This window comes from Pseudaquabacterium pictum, assembly GCF_005403045.1.
Lineage (GTDB): Bacteria > Pseudomonadota > Gammaproteobacteria > Burkholderiales > Burkholderiaceae_C > Pseudaquabacterium > Pseudaquabacterium pictum.
Genome location: NZ_BJCL01000002.1, coordinates 437,113 through 454,355, shown reverse-complemented (window position 1 = coordinate 454,355; position 17,243 = coordinate 437,113). Strand labels below are relative to the sequence as shown.

General features: G+C 72.7%; 11 protein-coding genes. 9 read left to right on the top strand and 2 right to left on the bottom strand.

All coding sequences use genetic code 11. The features are described 5' to 3' along the window. Positions 1 to 13: 13 nt before the first annotated feature. The 7 genes from FFT10_RS06100 to FFT10_RS06070 all read left to right on the top strand — a co-directional run bounded on the left by FFT10_RS06100 (position 14) and on the right by FFT10_RS06070 (position 9,639). Complete coding sequence (locus FFT10_RS06100) at positions 14 to 1,567, top strand: ABC transporter ATP-binding protein (RefSeq protein ID WP_137731883.1); 1,554 nt, start codon at positions 14 to 16, stop codon at positions 1,565 to 1,567. Next, a complete protein-coding gene (locus FFT10_RS06095) occupies positions 1,554 to 2,651 on the top strand; it encodes an ABC transporter permease (RefSeq protein WP_137731882.1) in 1,098 nt (365 codons plus the stop codon). Before FFT10_RS06100 ends, FFT10_RS06095 begins: the two co-directional genes overlap by 14 nt. Next, positions 2,648 to 3,568: an ABC transporter permease gene (locus tag FFT10_RS06090; protein WP_137731881.1), complete on the top strand. Its 921-nt coding sequence runs from the start codon at positions 2,648 to 2,650 to the stop codon at positions 3,566 to 3,568. The genes FFT10_RS06095 and FFT10_RS06090 overlap by 4 nt, the downstream gene beginning before the upstream one ends. Positions 3,569 to 3,623: 55 nt before the next feature. Further along, positions 3,624 to 4,778, top strand: coding sequence for a BMP family ABC transporter substrate-binding protein (locus FFT10_RS06085; RefSeq protein ID WP_137731880.1), 1,155 nt, complete (start codon positions 3,624 to 3,626; stop codon positions 4,776 to 4,778). Beyond that, positions 4,778 to 5,776: an aromatic ring-hydroxylating dioxygenase subunit alpha gene (locus FFT10_RS06080; protein WP_137731879.1), complete on the top strand. Its 999-nt coding sequence runs from the start codon at positions 4,778 to 4,780 to the stop codon at positions 5,774 to 5,776. Before FFT10_RS06085 ends, FFT10_RS06080 begins: the two co-directional genes overlap by 1 nt. A 17-nt stretch (positions 5,777 to 5,793) precedes the next feature. After that, positions 5,794 to 6,855 carry an adenosine deaminase gene (locus tag FFT10_RS06075; RefSeq protein ID WP_137731878.1) on the top strand — a complete coding sequence of 354 codons (1,062 nt, stop codon included), beginning with the start codon at positions 5,794 to 5,796 and terminating at the stop codon, positions 6,853 to 6,855. Positions 6,856 to 6,927: 72 nt separating this feature from the next. Further along, on the top strand, positions 6,928 to 9,639 hold the full coding sequence (locus FFT10_RS06070) for a winged helix-turn-helix domain-containing protein (protein WP_162520703.1): 2,712 nt from the start codon (positions 6,928 to 6,930) through the stop codon (positions 9,637 to 9,639). 28 nt (positions 9,640 to 9,667) lie between these two features. Here FFT10_RS06070 and FFT10_RS28560 read toward each other — a convergent pair whose 3' ends face one another. Further along, positions 9,668 to 12,373, bottom strand: coding sequence for a helix-turn-helix transcriptional regulator (locus tag FFT10_RS28560; RefSeq protein WP_137731876.1), 2,706 nt, complete (start codon positions 12,371 to 12,373; stop codon positions 9,668 to 9,670). Positions 12,374 to 12,521: 148 nt separating this feature from the next. On the opposite strand from FFT10_RS28560, the gene FFT10_RS06060 reads away from it, so the two are divergent. Continuing rightward, entirely contained in the window at positions 12,522 to 13,298 is a 777-nt protein-coding gene (locus FFT10_RS06060; protein WP_228026971.1) for a hemerythrin domain-containing protein, read from the top strand. 23 nt (positions 13,299 to 13,321) lie between these two features. Beyond that, positions 13,322 to 14,224, top strand: coding sequence for a c-type cytochrome (locus FFT10_RS06055; RefSeq protein WP_137731875.1), 903 nt, complete (start codon positions 13,322 to 13,324; stop codon positions 14,222 to 14,224). A gap of 7 nt (positions 14,225 to 14,231) precedes the next feature. On the opposite strand, the gene FFT10_RS06050 is transcribed toward FFT10_RS06055, so the two are convergent. Then, positions 14,232 to 17,231 (bottom strand): PAS domain S-box protein, encoded by a 3,000-nt coding sequence (locus tag FFT10_RS06050; protein ID WP_137731874.1) that lies wholly within the window; start codon positions 17,229 to 17,231, stop codon positions 14,232 to 14,234. Positions 17,232 to 17,243 lie beyond the last annotated feature (12 nt).

The window sequence follows — 17,243 nt, the reverse complement described above, 5'->3', positions numbered from 1 at the left end:
CGACGTCCACCGCATGCTCCGACTCGAACTCTCCGGCATCAGCAAGCAGTACCCGGCCGTGCGCGCCAACGATGGTGTCAGCCTGCAGGTGGCGCCGGGCCAGATCCATGCCGTGCTGGGCGAGAACGGCGCCGGCAAGAGCACGCTGATGAAGATCATCTACGGCGCGGTGCGGCCCGACGAGGGCACGGTGCGCTGGAATGGTCAGCCAGTGCAGATCGCCAACCCGCAGCAGGCGCGGGCGCTGGGCATCTCGATGGTGTTCCAGCATTTCTCGCTGTTCGACACCCTGACGGCGGCCGAGAACGTCTGGCTGGGCCTGGACAAATCCTTCAAGCTGGCCGACGTGACCGAGCGCATCCGTGCCGTGTCCAAGGGCTACGGCCTGGACGTCGACCCGCTGCGCCCGGTGCACACGCTGAGCGTGGGCGAGCGCCAGCGCGTGGAGATCGTCCGCGCGCTGCTCACCAAGCCCCAGCTGCTGATCCTCGACGAGCCCACGTCGGTGCTGACGCCGCAGGCAGTGGACAAGCTCTTCGTCACCCTGCGCCAGCTGGCGGCCGAGGGCTGCAGCATCCTCTACATCAGCCACAAGCTCGACGAGATCCGCGCGCTGTGCCACCACTGCACCGTGCTGCGCGGCGGCAAGGTGACCGGCGAGGTCGACCCGACGCAGGAGACCAATGCCAGCCTGAGCAAGCTGATGATCGGCAGCGCCCCGCCCGAGCTGGCCCACCGGCCGGCCAAGCCCGGCGCGGTGGCGCTGGCGGTGCGCGGCCTGAGCCTGCCCAAGCTCAACCCCTTCGGCACCACGCTGGCCGACATCGCGCTGGAGGTGCGCGCCGGCGAGATCGTCGGCATCGCCGGTGTCTCGGGCAATGGCCAGCAGGAGCTGATGGCCGCGCTGTCGGGCGAAGACCCGCGGTCGCCGCCCGGTAGCGTGCAGCTGTTCGGGCAGGACATCGCTGCCCTGTCGCCGCGCCACCGCCGCCACCTGGGCCTGCACTTCGTGCCCGAGGAACGGCTGGGCCGCGGCGCGGTGCCGGTGATGAGCCTGGCCGACAACACCCTGCTCACCCGCACCGAGGCGGTGTCGAAGCGCGGCTGGATTCACACCGCCGCCGTGCGGGCGCTGGCCGAACGGCTGATCGGCGCCTACAACGTCAAGGCCGGCGGGCCGGGCGCGCCGGCCAAGAGCCTGTCGGGCGGCAACCTGCAGAAGTTCATCGTCGGCCGCGAGATCGATGCGGCGCCGAAGCTGCTGATCGTCAGCCAGCCCACCTGGGGCGTGGACGTGGGCGCGGCCGCGCAGATCCGCGGTGCGCTGCTGAAGCTGCGCGACGAAGGCTGTGCCGTGCTGGTGGTCAGCGAGGAGCTGGACGAGCTGTTCGAGATCAGCGACCGGCTGCAGGTCATCGCTGCCGGCCGGCTGTCGCCCAGTGTGGCGGTGGCCGATGCCAGCGTGCCGATGGTCGGCGAGTGGATGTCGGGCCTGTGGCCGGGGCGCGGTGCGCCAGCGGCCTCTGCCGCGATCGGACTGCAGGGGGTGGCCCATGCTGCGGCTTGAGCCCCGTCCCGCGCCGTCGCGGCTGTTCGCCTGGGCGTCGCCTGTGATTTCCCTGGCCATCACCATCGTGGTGGCCACCATCCTGTTCAGCGCGCTGGGCAAGGATCCGGTCAAGAGCCTGTCGGTCTTCCTGCTCGAGCCGTTCAACGGCCTGCGCTCCCTCACCGAGCTGGGCCTGAAGGCCACGCCGCTGATCCTGTGCAGCCTGGGCCTGGCGCTGTGTTTCCGCAGCAACGTGTGGAACATCGGCGCCGAGGGCCAGTTCCTGGTCGGCGGCATCGCCGCCGGCGGCCTGGCGCTGTGGATCACCGAGGGCCAGATCGGCATGAACCGCTGGGCCTTCGTGCCGCTGGCGGTGATCGCCGGTGCGCTGGGTGGGGCGCTGTGGGCGGCCATCGTGGCGCTGCTGCGCGACCGCTTCAATGCCAACGAGATCCTGGTCAGCCTGATGCTGGTCTACGTGGCCAACCTGCTGCTCAGCTGGCTGGTGTTCGGGCCCTGGAAGGACCCGAAGGGCTTCAACTTTCCGCAGAGCATGTCCTTTGCCGACGGTGCCGCCATGCCGCGCATCCTGACCGGCATGCGGCTGCACTGGGGCTTTGTGCTGGCGCTGCTGGCGGCAGTGGGCATGTGGCTGTTCATGTCGCGCATCTACCTGGGCTGGCAGATGCAGGTGGGCGGGCTGGCGCCGGCGGCGGCGCGCTACGCCGGCTTCTCCACCCGCCGGGCGCTGTGGACAGCGCTGCTGACATCGGGCGCGCTGGCCGGCGTGGCCGGCGCCTTCGAGGTCACCGGCCCGATGGGCCAGCTGACGCCGTATGTCTCCAACAACTACGGCTTCACCGCCATCATCGTGGCCTTCGTCGGTCGGCTGCACCCGCTGGGCTGCGTGTTCGGCAGCCTGCTGCTGTCCACCTTCCTGATCGGCGGTGAGCTGGCGCAGAGCCGGGTCGGCCTGCCGTCGGCGCTGTCGGGCGTGTTCCAGGGGGTGCTGCTGTTCTCGCTGCTGGCCTGCGACACGCTGATCCACTACCGGCTGCGCTGGGCCTCGGGCACCACGCGCACTGCAGGAGCGTCTGCATGAACGAGACCGCACTGCTGATTGCCGCGATGCTGGCCGCCGGCACGCCGCTGGCCATCGCCGGCCTGGGCCTGCTGATCAACGAGAAGGCCGGCGTGCTGAACCTGGGCGCCGAGGGCATGCTGCTGATGGGTGCGGTCAGCGGCTTTGCGGTGGCCTTCCACGCCGGCAGCACCACGCTGGCGCTGCTGGGCGGCGCAGCGGCGGCGGCGCTGCTGGCCGTGGTGTTCGGCTGGCTGGTCATCTGGATCAATGCCAACCAGTACGCCACCGGCCTGGCGGTCAGCCTGTTCGGCGGTGGCTTCTCGGCCTTCGTCGGCGTGCGCTATGTCGGCCAGAAGCTGGGCGAGCCCGTCAACCATGCCATCCCGTTCCTGGCCGACATCCCGTTCATCGGCCCGGCGCTGTTCCGCCACCATCCGATGGTCTACCTCACCCTGTTGGCGGTGGTGGCGCTGGCCTGGTTCTTCGACCGCACGCGTGCCGGGCTGGTGATCCGCGCGGTGGGTGAATCGCCCGAGTCGGCCCATGCGCTGGGCTACAAGGTGCGCTGGCTGCGGCTGGGCGCCGTGGCCTGCGGCGGCGCGCTGTGCGGCGTGGCCGGTGCCTACCTGTCCACCGTCTACACCCCGCTGTGGGTGGAGGGCATGGTGGCCGGCCGCGGCTGGATCGCGCTGGCGCTGACCGTGTTCGCCACCTGGCGGCCGCTGCGCATCCTGGCCGGTGCCTACCTGTTCGGTGGTGTCACCATGCTGCAATTGCACCTGCAGGGCCTGGGGGTGCAGATTCCCAGCCAGTTCCTCAGCATGCTGCCCTATGTCGCCACCATCCTGGTGCTGGTGCTGATCTCGCGCAACCCGCTGTGGCTGCGTGCGAACATGCCGGCCTCGCTGGGCAAGCCCTTCTTCCCGGGTGGCTGAATGCCCGCCGCCTGATGTTCCCGCTCGCCAACCCATTGTTCAACCAGGAGTCGAGATGACCGACCAATCCAAGCGCCGGCTGATGCAGCTGGCTGCCCTGTCCACCCTGAGCGTGGCCGCGCTGATGGCCGGCTGCGGCAAGAAGGAAGAGCCGCCCGCGCCGGCCGCCGCCGCACCCGCGTCGGCCCCGCCGCCCAAGCCCGAGCCGCTGAAGATCGGCTTCATCTACGTCGGCCCGGTGGGCGACGCCGGCTGGACGTTTGCGCACGACAACGGCCGCAAGGCCATCGAGGCCAAGTTCGGCGACAAGATCAAGACCACCTTCGTCGAGAAGGTGCCCGAGGGCCCGGACGCCGAGCGGGTGATCCGCGACCTGGTGGCCCAGGGCAACAAGCTGATCTTCGCCACCAGCTTCGGCTACGGGGATGCGATGGAGAAGGTGGCCAAGGACCACCCCGACGTCAAGTTTGAGCACGCCACCGGCTTCAAGACCGCGCCCAACCTGGCGGTGTACGAGGCACGCTTCTACGAAGACGCCTACATGGCCGGCATCGTGGCCGGCGGCATGACCAAGTCCAACACCCTGGGCTTCGTCGGCAGCTTCCCCATCCCCGAGGTGATGCGCAACCTCAACGCCTACCTGCTGGGCGCGCAGAGCGTGAACCCCAAGGCCAAGCTCAAGGTGGTGTGGGTCAACACCTGGTTTGATCCGCCGAAGGAGAGCGAGGCCGCCACCACGCTGATGAACGGTGGCGCCGACGTGCTGCTGCAGAACACCGACTCCACCGCGGTGCTGCAGGCCGCCGAGAAGGCTGGCAAGTTTGCCTTCGGCTGGGACAGCGACATGAGCGCGGCCGCGCCCAAGGCGCACCTGGGCTCGGCGGTGCTGAACTGGGGCGTGTACTACGAGAAGGTCGTCAACGACGTGCTCGAGAACAAGTGGGCCACCGGCGTGACCAAGTGGGGCACCAAGGAGGGCATGAACGACTTCATCAAGACGCCCGACACCGTGCCCGAGCCCATCCGCGCCAAGGTCGACGCCGTCAAGGCCGGCCTGAAGGATGGCAGCTTCGCCGTCTTCAAGGGCCCGCTGGTCGACAACACCGGCAAGGAAGTGCTGGCCAAGGACGTGGTCGGCGACGACGCCTGGAAGGGCGGCGTCAACTTCTTCCTGAAGGGCGTGGAAGGCAAGCCGCCGGCGGGCAAGTGATGGCCGTGCCGGTTGAACACCGGCACTGGCATCCGGTGGCCTTGGCCACCGCCGTTGGCACGGCGCCGCTGGCGGTGCAGCTGCTGGACCAGGCGCTGGTGCTGTGGCGTGACGCAGCCGGCGCCGTGCAGGCCTGGGCTGACCGCTGCCCGCACCGCGGCGCAGCGCTCAGCCTGGGCTGCGTGCGCGGTGGTCAGCTGGAGTGCCCGTACCACGGCTGGCGCTTTGCCGGCAGCGGCCAGGTGGTGGTGGTGCCGGCCCTGCCGGACTTCACCCCACCGGCCAGCCACCGCGCCACCGTCTTCAGTTGCACCGAGCGCCACGGCCTGGTGTGGGTGCGGCTGGCCGATGATGGCGAGGCCCAGCCGCCAGCCTTCGCCGCCGAAGACGAGCCCCGCCTGCGCAAGGTCACCTGCGGCCCGTACGACGTGGCCACCAGCGCGCCGCGCATCGTCGAGAACTTCCTCGACATGGCGCACTTCGGCACGGTGCATGAAGACTGGCTGGGCGACCGCGACCACATGGCCGTGCCGCCCTACCAGGTGCAGGCCACGCCCACCGGCTTCCTCGCCACCCAGTGTCTGGCCTGGCAGCCCAAGAGCAGCCTGCATGCCCAGACCGGCGCCATGGTCGAGTACACCTACGAGGTCAACGCGCCCTACACCGCGGTGCTGACCAAGGTGCCTGACCCCGCCACCGTCGCCTTGGCCGACTTCCGCGAATCGATCGCGCTGTTCGTCTGCCCCGTCACGCCCGAGAGCAGCCGCGTCTGGTTCCGCCTGGCGATGAACGACTTCGAATCGCCTGACAGCAGCCTGCAGGCCTTCCAGTACACCATCTTCACCCAGGACCAGCCGGTGCTGGAATCCCAGCGCCCCAGGCGCCTGCCGATCAGCGACAGTGCGCCGGTGCAGGAACTGCACTGTGCCGCCGACCGCAGTGCCACCGCCTACCGGCGCCACCTGCGCGCCCTGGGCATCACCCACGGCGTGTGCTGACCCCACGCGCAACCACCATGCCCCAGCCCACCCTGCCTGCCCATCTGCCCGCCACCCTGCCGCGTGAGCGTTTGCGCGCCCTGCTGCAGGCCGCGCCCAAGGCCGAGCTGCACATCCACATCGAGGGCTCGCTGGAGCCCGAGCTGATCTTCCAGCTGGCGCAGCGCAACGGCGTGGCCCTGGCCCATCCCAGTGTGGACGCGCTGCGCGCGGCCTATGCCTTCACCGACCTGCAGAGCTTCCTGGACATCTACTACGCCGGTGCCAGCGTGCTGCTGCAGGAGGCGGATTTCTTCGACATGGCCTGGGCCTACTTCCTGCGCGCCCAGGCCGACAACGTCGTCCATGCCGAGCTGTTCTTCGACCCGCAGACCCACACCGAGCGCGGCGTGGACATCGGCGTGGTGATCGCCGGCCTGCACCGCGCCTGCCAGCAGGCACAAGCCCAGCTGGGCATCAGCGCCAGCCTGATCCTGTGCTTCCTGCGCCATTTGGATGAAGCCAGCGCCATCGCCACGCTGAATGCCGCCATGCCGTACCGGGACCAATTCATCGGCGTCGGCCTGGACAGCAGCGAGCGCGGCCACCCGCCGGAGAAGTTCGCCCGTGTCTTCGCCCAGGCCAAGGCGGCCGGCCTGCGCCTGGTGGCCCATGCGGGTGAAGAGGGCCCGCCGGCCTACATCGAGAGCGCGCTGGATGTGCTGCAGGTCGAACGCATCGACCACGGCGTGCGCTGCACCGACAGCCCGGCCCTGGTGCAGCGCCTGGCGGCCAGCCGCATGCCGCTGACCGTCTGTCCGCTGTCCAACGTCAAGCTGTGCGTCCATCCCACCATGGCCGACCACAACCTGCCGGCGCTGCTGGCGGCCGGCCTGTGCGCGATGGTCAACAGCGACGACCCGGCCTACTTCGGCGGCTACCTCAACACCAACCTGCTGGCCACCTTCGACGCGCTGCCCCAGCTGGGCGTGGCCGAGGCCTGGGCCCTGCTGCACAACAGCTTCACCGCCAGCTTTGCCACGAAGGCCCAGCAGGCGGCGTGGGTGGCGCAGCTCGACGCCGCCTTCGCGGCGGCCTGAGCACCGGCCCGCGCCGGCCTACCGGCGTTCTCCCGTTGGCAGGCCGGCCCGGCTTGACCACAATCAGCCGCCATGGTCGCCACGTTGTCTGCCGGTCCCGGCTTCGCCCTCACCAAGATCCAGCCGCCGCGGTCACGTGCCCGGCTCATGGCCCGACCGGCGCTGGAGCAGCGCCTGGCCCAGGCCCTGGCCAGCGTGCCGCTGGTGCTGGTCAGCGCGCCGGCCGGCTTTGGCAAGACGGCGGCGCTGACCCGCCAGCTGGCCCAGCTGCCGGCCGGCACCGCGGTGGCCTGGGTGGCTGCCGACGAGGACGACGACCTCGGCCGCCTGGCCGCCTGCCTGGTGGCGGCGCTGGAGCCGCTCGACCTGCCCTGGCGCACCTCGCCCGAGGCCCTGGTGGCGATGCAGGACGGCCAGCGCGCCGCCTGGTCGGTGCTGGCCACCGAGCTGCTGAACGCGCTGGCCGCCACCGAGGTGCCACGCGGCCTGATCGTGCTGGACGATGCCCACCGCCTGGCCGATCCGGCCATCTTCCAGTGGCTGGATGCGTTGCTGCAGCACCTGCCGGCGCACTGGGGCCTGCTGGTGGCCGGCCGCACCGATCCGCCACTGGCCCTGCCGCGGCTGCGTGCCCGCGGCGAGCTGGCCGAGTTCCGCCAGGATGACCTGCGCTTCTCCGGTGACGAGGTGGCGGCGCTGGTGCAGCAGCGTGCCGATGCCGGCGCGCCCGCGCCCACCACCGCCCAGGCCGCCGCGCTGCTCGACCGCACCCAGGGCTGGCCGGCCGGCCTGAACCTGGCGCTGGCCCATGCCGGTCGAGGCAGCGGTGCCGCCGGCAACCTGCATGAGCGCCATGTCTTCGACTACCTCACCACCGAGGTGCTGGACAACCTGGCGCCGGCGCTGCGCGATTTCCTGCTGTGCTGCGCGGTGCTGCCCGAGCTGGACGTGGCCCGCTGTGCCACCGTGGCCGGCTGCAGCCCGCCGCAGGCGGCGCTGCTGCTGGAGGAGATCGAGCGCCAGGGCCTGTTCGTCTCGGTGCGCGGCGAGGCCGGCGAGTGGGGGGCGGCGGTGCTGTGCCTGCACGACCTGTTCCGCGACTGCCTGCTGCAGCGCCTGGCCAGCGAGCGCCCGGCTGAGCTGCCCCGCCTGCTGCGCCTGGCCGCCGACACCGAGCCCGACCTGGTGCGCCGTGTCGGCTACCTGGCCCGGGCCGGCGCCTGGGCCGAGGCCGAGTCGGTGCTGTGCAGCCAGGGCCCGGCGCTGCTGGCGCGTGGCCAGGTCGGACCGCTGCTCAAGCTGATCGACCAGCTGCCGGCGGCGCAGCGCAGCCAGTCGGCGCCGCTGCTGCACCTGCGCGGGTTCTGCGCCTGGGCGCACTGGGACATCCTGACCATGGTGCAGAGCCTGGGCCGCGCGGCCGAGGCCTACCAGCGCGACGGCCACAGCGTGGGTGCGCAGCGGGCCCAGGCGCTGCAGGTGCTGGGCCTGTCGGCTGGCGGCCGTGTGCCCGACGCCGAGGCCCTGCTGGCCCGGCTGCAGCAGCAGCCGCTGGAGCCGCAGGCCGAGATCACCGCCTGGCAGGCGCGTTGCTGGCATGCGCTGGCCGGCTCGCGCATGGACGACATCGCCGCGCCGCTGGCGCGCATGCTCGACCTGCTGGAGCGTTTCGACGACCCGGCGCTGTGGCTGCCGGCGGTGCCGCTGACCTCGTTCATCGGCCTGCGCGGCACCGCGCCGCTGGTGCAGCGCTACATCGACGGTGCGCTGCGCCGCACGCCCGACGAGACGGTGTCGACGGTGCGGGTGCTGTCGCAGACCCTGCAGGCTGGCCTGTGGCTGTGGCAGGGCCGGGTGGAGGCGGCCGAGACCCTGCTGGCCCAGGTCGACACCGACCGCCGCTGGCTCAACCGCCCGCCCAACCTCAACGGTTACTTCCACTTGTTCCAGGGCCTGCTGCAGGCGGTGCGTGGCCGCCATGGGCCCGCGCTGGCGGCCACCCAGGCCCGGCTGGACGGTCTGGACGACGACCGCACCAGCGGCCGGCGCGAGACCTGGCTGAGCCACTTCCTCTATGCCCAGCTGCGCCTGGCGCTGATGCTGGACGACAGCGCGATGGTGCGGCAGATGGCCGCCCAGCTGGCCCAGCGCCTGCGGCCGGAGGAGGAGCCGTTCTTCGTGCGTGAGCGCCTGCCGTTGCCCGGCCACCTGGCGGCCCTGGACGGCCGCTGGGCCGACGCCGCCCGCGCCTACGCCCATGCGCTGGACGATCCGCTGGGCATCGACCTGTATGGCCAGCTGCAGGAGACCCGGCTGCGCGCCGCCCATGCCTGGTGCCAGGCCGGCGAGCCGGCGGCCGCCGCGCAGGTGCTCGGGGCGGTGTTCCAGGCCGTGGCCGCCAGTGGCGAGCCCGGCCCGGTGCTGTTCGCCGGCCCGCGGGTGCTGGGCGTGCTGGCCGATGCCCGCTGGGCCGGCCGGTTGACCGAGGACGCGGTGCTGCAGCTGCGGCAGTGGGCAGACCGCGCACAGGCCCTGCGGGTGGAGGCGCCAGCGGCCGACGCCGCGCCCGCGGCGCAGGCGGCACCAGCCGGCCAGGCGCTGGCCGCGCTGAGCCCGCGCGAGGCCGAGGTGCTGGCCCGCATCGCCGCCGGCGACAGCAACAAGCTGATCGCCCGCCGCTTCGACCTGAGCCCGCACACGGTGAAGCGCCACGTCGCCAACATCCTGGACAAGCTGGGCCTGGACTCACGCGGCCAGGCAGCGGCCCGCTACCGCGTCGGCTAGGTCAGGCCGGCGGCGCCGGCAGTCTTGCTCAGGCCGGCGGTGCCGGCCACAGCGCCGCGGCCTGCCCGCGGGTCTGCACCGCCAGCTTGTCCAGGATGTTGGCCACATGCCGCTTCACGGTGTGCGGGCTCAGGTCCAGCTGGCGGGCGATCAACTTGTTGCTGGCACCCGCGGCCAGGCAGGCCAGCACCTCGCGCTCGCGCTCGCTGAGCGCGGCCAGCGCGGCGTCGGTGTCCGCCGTGCGGTGCACCACCGCCACCGCGGGCGCCGTGGGCGCGGGGTCGGCGGCGGCCTCGCCGGGTGGTGGCATCCGCTGCGCCAGCCGGGCCAGCAGGGCCACGCCGTCGGCGGGCAGCTGGCCGGCCCAATCTGCGCCGGCCAGGGCAGCCAGCACCGGCTGGCCGGCCAGCATCGCGCCGCCCACGTCGCCGCCGGCCAGCGCGGCCTGCAGCCAGGGTGCCAGCGTGGCTGCCGCCTGCGCGGTGTGGCCGCGCTGCAGCTGCACGGCGGCCCGCATCACCCGGGCCTGGGCCGCCGGAAAGAAGCAGGACCGCTCCACGCCGGTGTCCAGCGCCGCCAGGTCGGCCTCGGCCCGGGCCAGGTCGCCATCGCGCCACGCCACCATCGCGCCAGCGAAGCGGCGGCTGTCGGGCGCCGCGGCCCATTCGTTGCGGTTGCCGGTGCGTGCCAGCTGGGCCTGCAGCCGGTGCAGCAGGGCATCGTCGCCCAGCAGCCAGGCGGCGCGCACGAAGGTGAACAGTTCCTCGTACTCATGCGTCAGCCGGTTGCTGCGCAGCGAGCGGTCTTCCAGGTCATGCTTGTTCGCCTGGGCGGCGGCCAGCGCCGCGGTCCGCTGGCCGCGCGCCGCGTCGATCAGGCTGTGCGCCATCCAGCTCTCGGTCATCACGCTGCGCGGATGGCCCAGCCACTGGCAGTCCTGGTCGGCGCGGGCCAGCCAGGTGGCGGCGGTGTCCAGGTCGCCGGCGGCCACGGCCAGCCAGGTGCGGATGTGGAAGGCGCCGGCGCGCAGCTGGCCGGGTGCGTCACCGCTGCGCAGCTGGGCCGCGTCGGCAAAGCGCTGCAGCAGCGGCCGCACGCCGGGCAGGCCGGTCAGCAGGCTGAGGAAGAAGCAGCGCTCCCAGGCCTGCAGGTCATCGCAGCGCTCCAGTGCGTCGAGCATCGCCGCCAGGTGCGGTGCCACGTCGTGGGCGCGTTGCTGGGCATAGGCGCCCCAGGCGCTGCAGAAGCCGACGAAGGCCCGGGTGGCCGGGTCCATCACGGCCGTGTCCAGGCCATCCAGCGTGCGCACCGCGCCGGCCAGGTCGCCGGTGTTCTGCCGCGCCAGGCAGGCATAGGCGCGCGGCAGCAGGGCCTGGGGCTGCAGGCCGGCGCGGTCCAGGCCGTCGGCGGCGGCGGTCATGGTGGCGGCCATGCCGTCGAAATCGAAGCGCGAGAAGGCGATCACGCCCTCCAGCATCCCCAGGCCCGGCCGGCGCGCACGCTCGGCGGCCGGGAGCAGGGCCAGCAGGCGCTCGGCATCCGGGCTGCCGCCGGCATGCACCAGGGCCGGCCCGCGCTCGGCCAGCAGGTCGGCGGCGCGGTCCCAGTCGCCCGCGCGGGCCAGGTAGCCCACCGCCCGCACCAGGTCGCCTTCATGGTCGGCGGCGCGGCGCAGCAGGTGGGGCAGCTCGCCGGGGTGGTCGCGCTGCAGCCGGCTTTCGAGGAAATCGCGGAACAGGTCGTGCAGCCGCAGCGTGGGCTCGTCGGCGTCCAGCGTGGCCACGAACAGGCCGCGCCGCTCCACCTCGTCGAGCAGGCGGGCGGTGTCGGGCAGGCGGCTGACATGGGCGCAGCGCGCGGCCGTCAGCTCGGGCAGCACCGCGCAACGCAGCAGGAACTGGCGCAGGTCGGCCGGCATGTCGTCCAGCACCTCGGTGGCCAGGAAGTCGAACAGGTGTCGCAGGGCCGGCGGACCGCCGCTGCGCTGGCTGTGGCCAGCGTGCAGGGCCTGGGCCGACAGGCTCAGCCGCAGTCCGGCAGCCCAGCCATCGGTCTGCTGCAGCAGGGCCTGGGTGGGCGTGGCGGCCTGGTCCAGGCCCAGGCTCTGCACCAGGGCCTCGGCTTCGCCGGCCGAGAAGCGCAGGTCGGCCTGGCGGAATTCGGCCAGCTCGCCGCTGGCCCGCCAGCGCGCCAGTGTCAGCGGCGGATCCACCCGGCTGGCGATGGCCAGGCCCCAGTGGCCAGGCAGGCGCTCGATCAGCATCTGCAGCAGCTGGAAGACCTGCGGGTCGGTGATGCGGTGGGCATCGTCGATGACCACCAGGCCGCGGGCCGCGCCGGCGCCTTCCAGCGCGTTGACCACCTCGTGGGCCACCGCGCGCAGGCCGCGCTGGGCCAGGGCCAGCGTGCCCAGCGCCTCGGGCGCCACCCGCCAGGGCAGGCCCAGCGGCGCCAGGGCGGTGGTCAGGCAGACCAGGAAGCGCTGCAGCTGGTCGTCGGCATCGGCCGACACCCAGGCCAGCGCGGTGCCCGGCGGCAGCAGGCGGATCTGGCGGGTCAGCGCTGCGGTCTTGCCGCAGCCGGCCGGCGCCACCAGCAGCGTCAGCGGGTGCTGCTGCAGCGCGGTGTCCAGCGCCTGCTCCAGCGCCGGCCGCGCCACCAGGCTGGTGCGCAACCGCGGCGGCTGGATCTTGGCCAGCGCAAACGACGACGGCGGCTCCAGCGATGCGGACATGGCGGGATTCTGCAGCAGGGCCAGCGCACCATGGCCCGGGCCATGGCCCGTCGTGGCCCGGGCGGCTGGCTCCTTCGGCCGATGTGGCGCAGGCGGCGTCTCAGCACACTGCCTGGCACCACAACCACCGATCCACCGGAGACCCACCATGACCACCGACACCTTGTTCGCCACCGAGACCCGCACCCCGGCCAGCCCCGCCGCACGCGCCGCCGCGCCGGCCGCCGCCGTTGCACAACGCCTGGACTTCTACGCGCCCATCCACAAGGCCCTGCGCAGCTGCATGCTCGACACCCTGCTGCGCTGCGGCCGGCTGGACGTGCAGGACAGCGCCGAGATGCAGGCCACGCTGGGCCGGCTGGACGGCCTGCTGCGCTTCTGCAGCCGGCACCTGCAGCATGAGAACGACTTCGTGCACCCGGCGCTGGAGGCCCGCCGCACCGGTGCCTCCTGGCGCATCGCCGGGGAGCATGTGGAGCACCAGCACCACATCGCCGCGCTGGGCGATCTGGCGGCGCAGCTGCGCGCCGCCGGTGCCGACAGCCGCCCCGCGCTGGCGCTGCGGCTGTACCGCCAGCTGGCGCTGTTCGTGGCCGACAACTTCCAGCACATGCATGTGGAGGAGACGGCCCACAACCAGGCGCTGTGGGCCACCCACACCGACGGCGAACTGACGGCCCTGCACGACCGGCTGCTGGCCAGCATCCCGCCCGCGGACATGCTGGACGACCTGCGCTGGATGGTGCCGGCGCTGACGCCGCAGGAGCGCGCCGGTCTGCTCAACGAGATCCGCCAGACCATGCCGCCCGAGCCGTTCGCCAACCTGGTCGATCAGCTGCGCCCGCACCTGGACCACGCCGCCTGGGCCAAGCTGGCCCCGGCCATCGGCCTGCCGCAGCAGCCCGGCCTGGTCTGCTTCGCCTGATTGCACTTGACAGGGGGACTTCCATGAAACGCTGGATCCAGATCAGCCTGCTGGCCGCCACCGCGCTGGCCACCCTGGGCGCGGCCGGCCTGGCCACCGGCGCCTGGCTGGGCGACCGCAAGGCCGCCCGCCGGATCGACGTGGCCGTGGCGCCGCTGGCCGTGCCCGCCGATGCCACCGCGCTGGCGCGTGGCCGCTACCTGTTCGCCAGCCGGGGCTGCACCGAATGCCATGGCGACAACGGCGCCGGCCGCCGCTTCATCGACGACCCCGGTGGCCTGGTGGTGAAGGCGCCCAACATCAGCCCCGGCCCGGGCAGCGTGGTGGCCGGCTACACCCCGGCCGACTGGGCGCGCGCACTGCGCCACGGCGTCAAGCCCGACGGCCGGCCGCTGTTCATCATGCCCAGCGAGGACTACGCCGGCTGGAGTGACAGCGACCTGGGCGCCCTGGTGGCCTATCTGCGGCAGATGCCGCCGGCCGCCGGCACCGGCATGGAGGCCCGGGTGCCGATGCTGGTGAAGACGCTGTACGCGGCCGGCGTGATCCGCGACGCGGCCGAGAAGATCGACCACCAGGCGCCGCGGCCGGCGCTGGCACCGGCGCCCGGATCGGCCGCGCACGGCGCCTACGTGGCCGGCATGTGCGTGGGCTGCCATGGGGCACAGCTGGCCGGCGGCCGCATCCCGGGCGCCCCGCCCAGCTGGCCCGCCGCGTCCAACCTGACGCCCGGCGCCGGTGGCGTGATGGCCCGCTATGCCGATGCGGGCCAGTTCATGGCCATGCTGCGCACCGGCCACCGGCCCGACGGCAGCGCGGTGAGCCCGGTGATGCCGTTCGCCGCGCTGCGGGCCATCGACGATGCCGACGCCGTGGCGCTGTACCAGCACCTGCGGCGCCTGCCGCCGGTGGACGCCGGCGGCTGAGCCACCGTCAGCCCCGGTGCAGCACGGCCTGCACCACCTGGGCCAGCCGGTCCAGATCGACCGGCTTGGTGAGGTAATCGGCAAACCCGGCCTGGCGGCCGCGCTCCACCGACGCCGGCAGCGCATCGGCACTGACGGCCACCGCCGGCACGCCGCGGGTGCGCGGGTCGGCGCGCAGGCGCTGCAGCAGGGTGAAGCCGTCCATGCCGGGCAGCTGGATGTCCAGCAGCACCAGCTGCGGCGGGTCGGCGGTGGCCATCGCCAGGCCGTCCAGCGGCTGGCTGGCGGTGCGCAGTTCCAGCCCGGGCAGGCGCTCGAACATGGTCTCCATCAGCAGCAGGTTGACCGGGTTGTCCTCGATGTAGAGCACCACCGGCCGCTGGCCAGTGGACTGGGCGCTGCCGCCCGTCGCCAGTGTCGCAGCCGGGCCGGCGGGCATGGCCATGCCCAGGTCAGCGGCAGCACCACTGGCCGGCGGCAGCTGCAGCCAGAAGGTGCTGCCGGCACCGGGCGCGCTGCGCACGCCGATCTCGCCGCCCATGGCCCGCACCAGGCCGCGGCTGAGCGCCAGTCCCAGACCGGTGCCTTCCACCGGCGTGGCATTCGCGTCCAGCCGCTCGAAGGCGCTGAACAGCCGGGCCTGCTGGTCGGCGTCCAGGCCCGGGCCAGTGTCCTGCACGCTGATGCGCCAGCCACCGCTGCCGGAGCCGCCGCCGTCCACCGCCAGCGCCTGGCAGTGCAGCTGAACCCGGCCCTGCGGCCGGTTGTACTTGATGGCGTTGCCCAGCAGGTTCAGCAGCACCTGCTTCAGGCGCACCGGGTCGGCCTGCACCGCGGCGCCGTCCGCCAGGCCCTCGGGCGCGGCGGGCAGGGCGATGCCATTGGCCCGGGCCAGCGGCTGCAGCAGGGCCAGCGCCTCGCCCAGCACCGGCGCCAGCGGCACCGGCTGCAGCTGGATCGTCAGGCTGCCCGATTCGACCACCGCCAGGTCCAGCACCTCGTTGATCAGCTTCAGCAGGTGTTCCGCACCGTGCAGGATCTCGGCCATCTGCTGCTGCTGCTGCGGCGCCAGCGGGTGCACCGTGTCGGTGGCCAGCAGCTGGCCGAAGCCGAGGATGGCATTCAGCGGCGTGCGCAGCTCATGCGACATGCTCGACAGGAACTGGCTCTTGGCGCGGTTGGCGCGCTCGGCCTCGTCGCGGGCAGCCACCATCGCCGCCTCGGCGGCCTTGCGGGCGCTGATGTCGATGGCGAAGGCGAACACCTGGCGCCGGCCGGTGGCGGCGTCCACGCTGACCGCATGGGTGACCTGCAGGAACACCGGCGGCCGCTGGGCGGTGGCGGCGTATGCGCTCTCGCTGTTGACCGGCACGCCGGGCTGCAGCGTCGCGACCAGCGCCCGCAGCCGGGCCGCGCGCTCCGCGCCCAGCACGTCGTCCATCAGCCGGCCCACGATGTCGGCCGGCTGCCGGCCGACCAGTTCGGCGAAGCGCTGGTTGACGTAGGTGTAGCGGAAGTCCTGGTCGGCGACGACGATGAAGCCGGGGAAGGCGTCGAGCAGGCTGCGCTGCTCGCGCTCGCGCGCCGCCAGGGCGCGCAAGGCGGTGATGTAGGCCGTCACATCGGCAAAGGTGCGCACCCTGCCACCGGTCGGCAGGTGGCGGGTGCGCACCTCCAGCAGTTGCCCGGCGCGCGTGCTGCGCACGTACAGGTCGGGCATGTCGTCCGGGTTGTCCGGCACGGCCAGGGGGCTGCCGTGGGCGTCCATCAACTCCAGCGCCTGGGCGACATCGCCGCGCGCGGCCTGGAAGCGGCGCAGGCTGTTCAGCGTGGTCCGCGGGTGGAACTCGCTGGCCGGCAGGTCCAGCAACTCCAGCAGGCGCTGGTTGTGCGCCAGCAGCCGGCCCTGGCCGTCGTAGTGCACGATGCCCTGGCTGATGCTAGCCAGCGTGGCCTCCAGGGCCTGGCTCTTCTGGAGCAGCGCTTCGCTGGTCTCGCGCAGCTGGCGCTCGGCGCGCTTGCGTTCGCTGATGTCGGTCCACAGGCCCACCGAGCCGACGCGCCGGCCGTCGGCATCGACGATGGGCGTGGCCTGGTTGAAGCAGTCGATGAGGCTGCCGTCGGGCCGGCGCAGCGCGATCTCGTAGCCGCCGCCGCTGCCGCCGGCGCGCCGGGCCAGTTCACGCTCGAAGATGGCGCGGTTGTCGCTGTCGACGAAATCGAAGATGCTGCGGCCCAGCAGCGCACCGCGCGGCTGGCCCAGGATCTGGCACATCGCCGGGTTGGCGTCGACGGTGCGGGCCTGGTTGTCGATGAACCAGAAGCCCTCGCTGGTGGTCTCCACCAGCACCCGCAGCAGGTGGTGCTGCCGGGCGTCGGCGCTGCGCAGGGCCACGTTCTCGCACACCAGGCGGTAGGCGCGGCGGCCGGTCAGCGCAAAGAAGCCCAGCGCCAGCAGCACCGCCAGGCCCATGACCGGTGGCACGCCCTGGTCGTTGAACAGCAGCCGGCCTGCCAGCGCCACCATGGTGGGCACGCCGAACAGCAGCGCGGCCGTGATGTCGTAGGCGTTGAGGATGAAGTTGCTGGCGCAGATGCCGGCCAGCATCATCACCAGCAGGGCCAGGTACAGCGGGTCGCCGCTGGTCATGGGCAGCAGGCTGGCGGCAGCCCACACCAGGCCGTGGCCGAGGAAGTTGGCGCGGAAGCGCCGCAGCCAGCGGGGCTCAACCGTGGCTGGCGGGCCGGCACGGACCATCGCACGCCACAGTGCCCAGCGCCAGGCCAGCACGCCCACCAGACTGGCCAGCCAGCCCAGCAGCAGGCCGTGCGGAATGGCCGGCCAGAGCATCGCGGTCAACAGCAGGGCCAGCACCAGTGCGCCGGCGCTGGCCCAGGGCACGTTGGCGCCATGCATGGTCAACTGCTGCGCCTGCAGCTGCTGCGCGGTGGCCGCCGCATCCGGCGGGCCGGTGGTGTCGAACGCGGCGGCGAAGGCGGATTGCATGGGCGGCTGCGG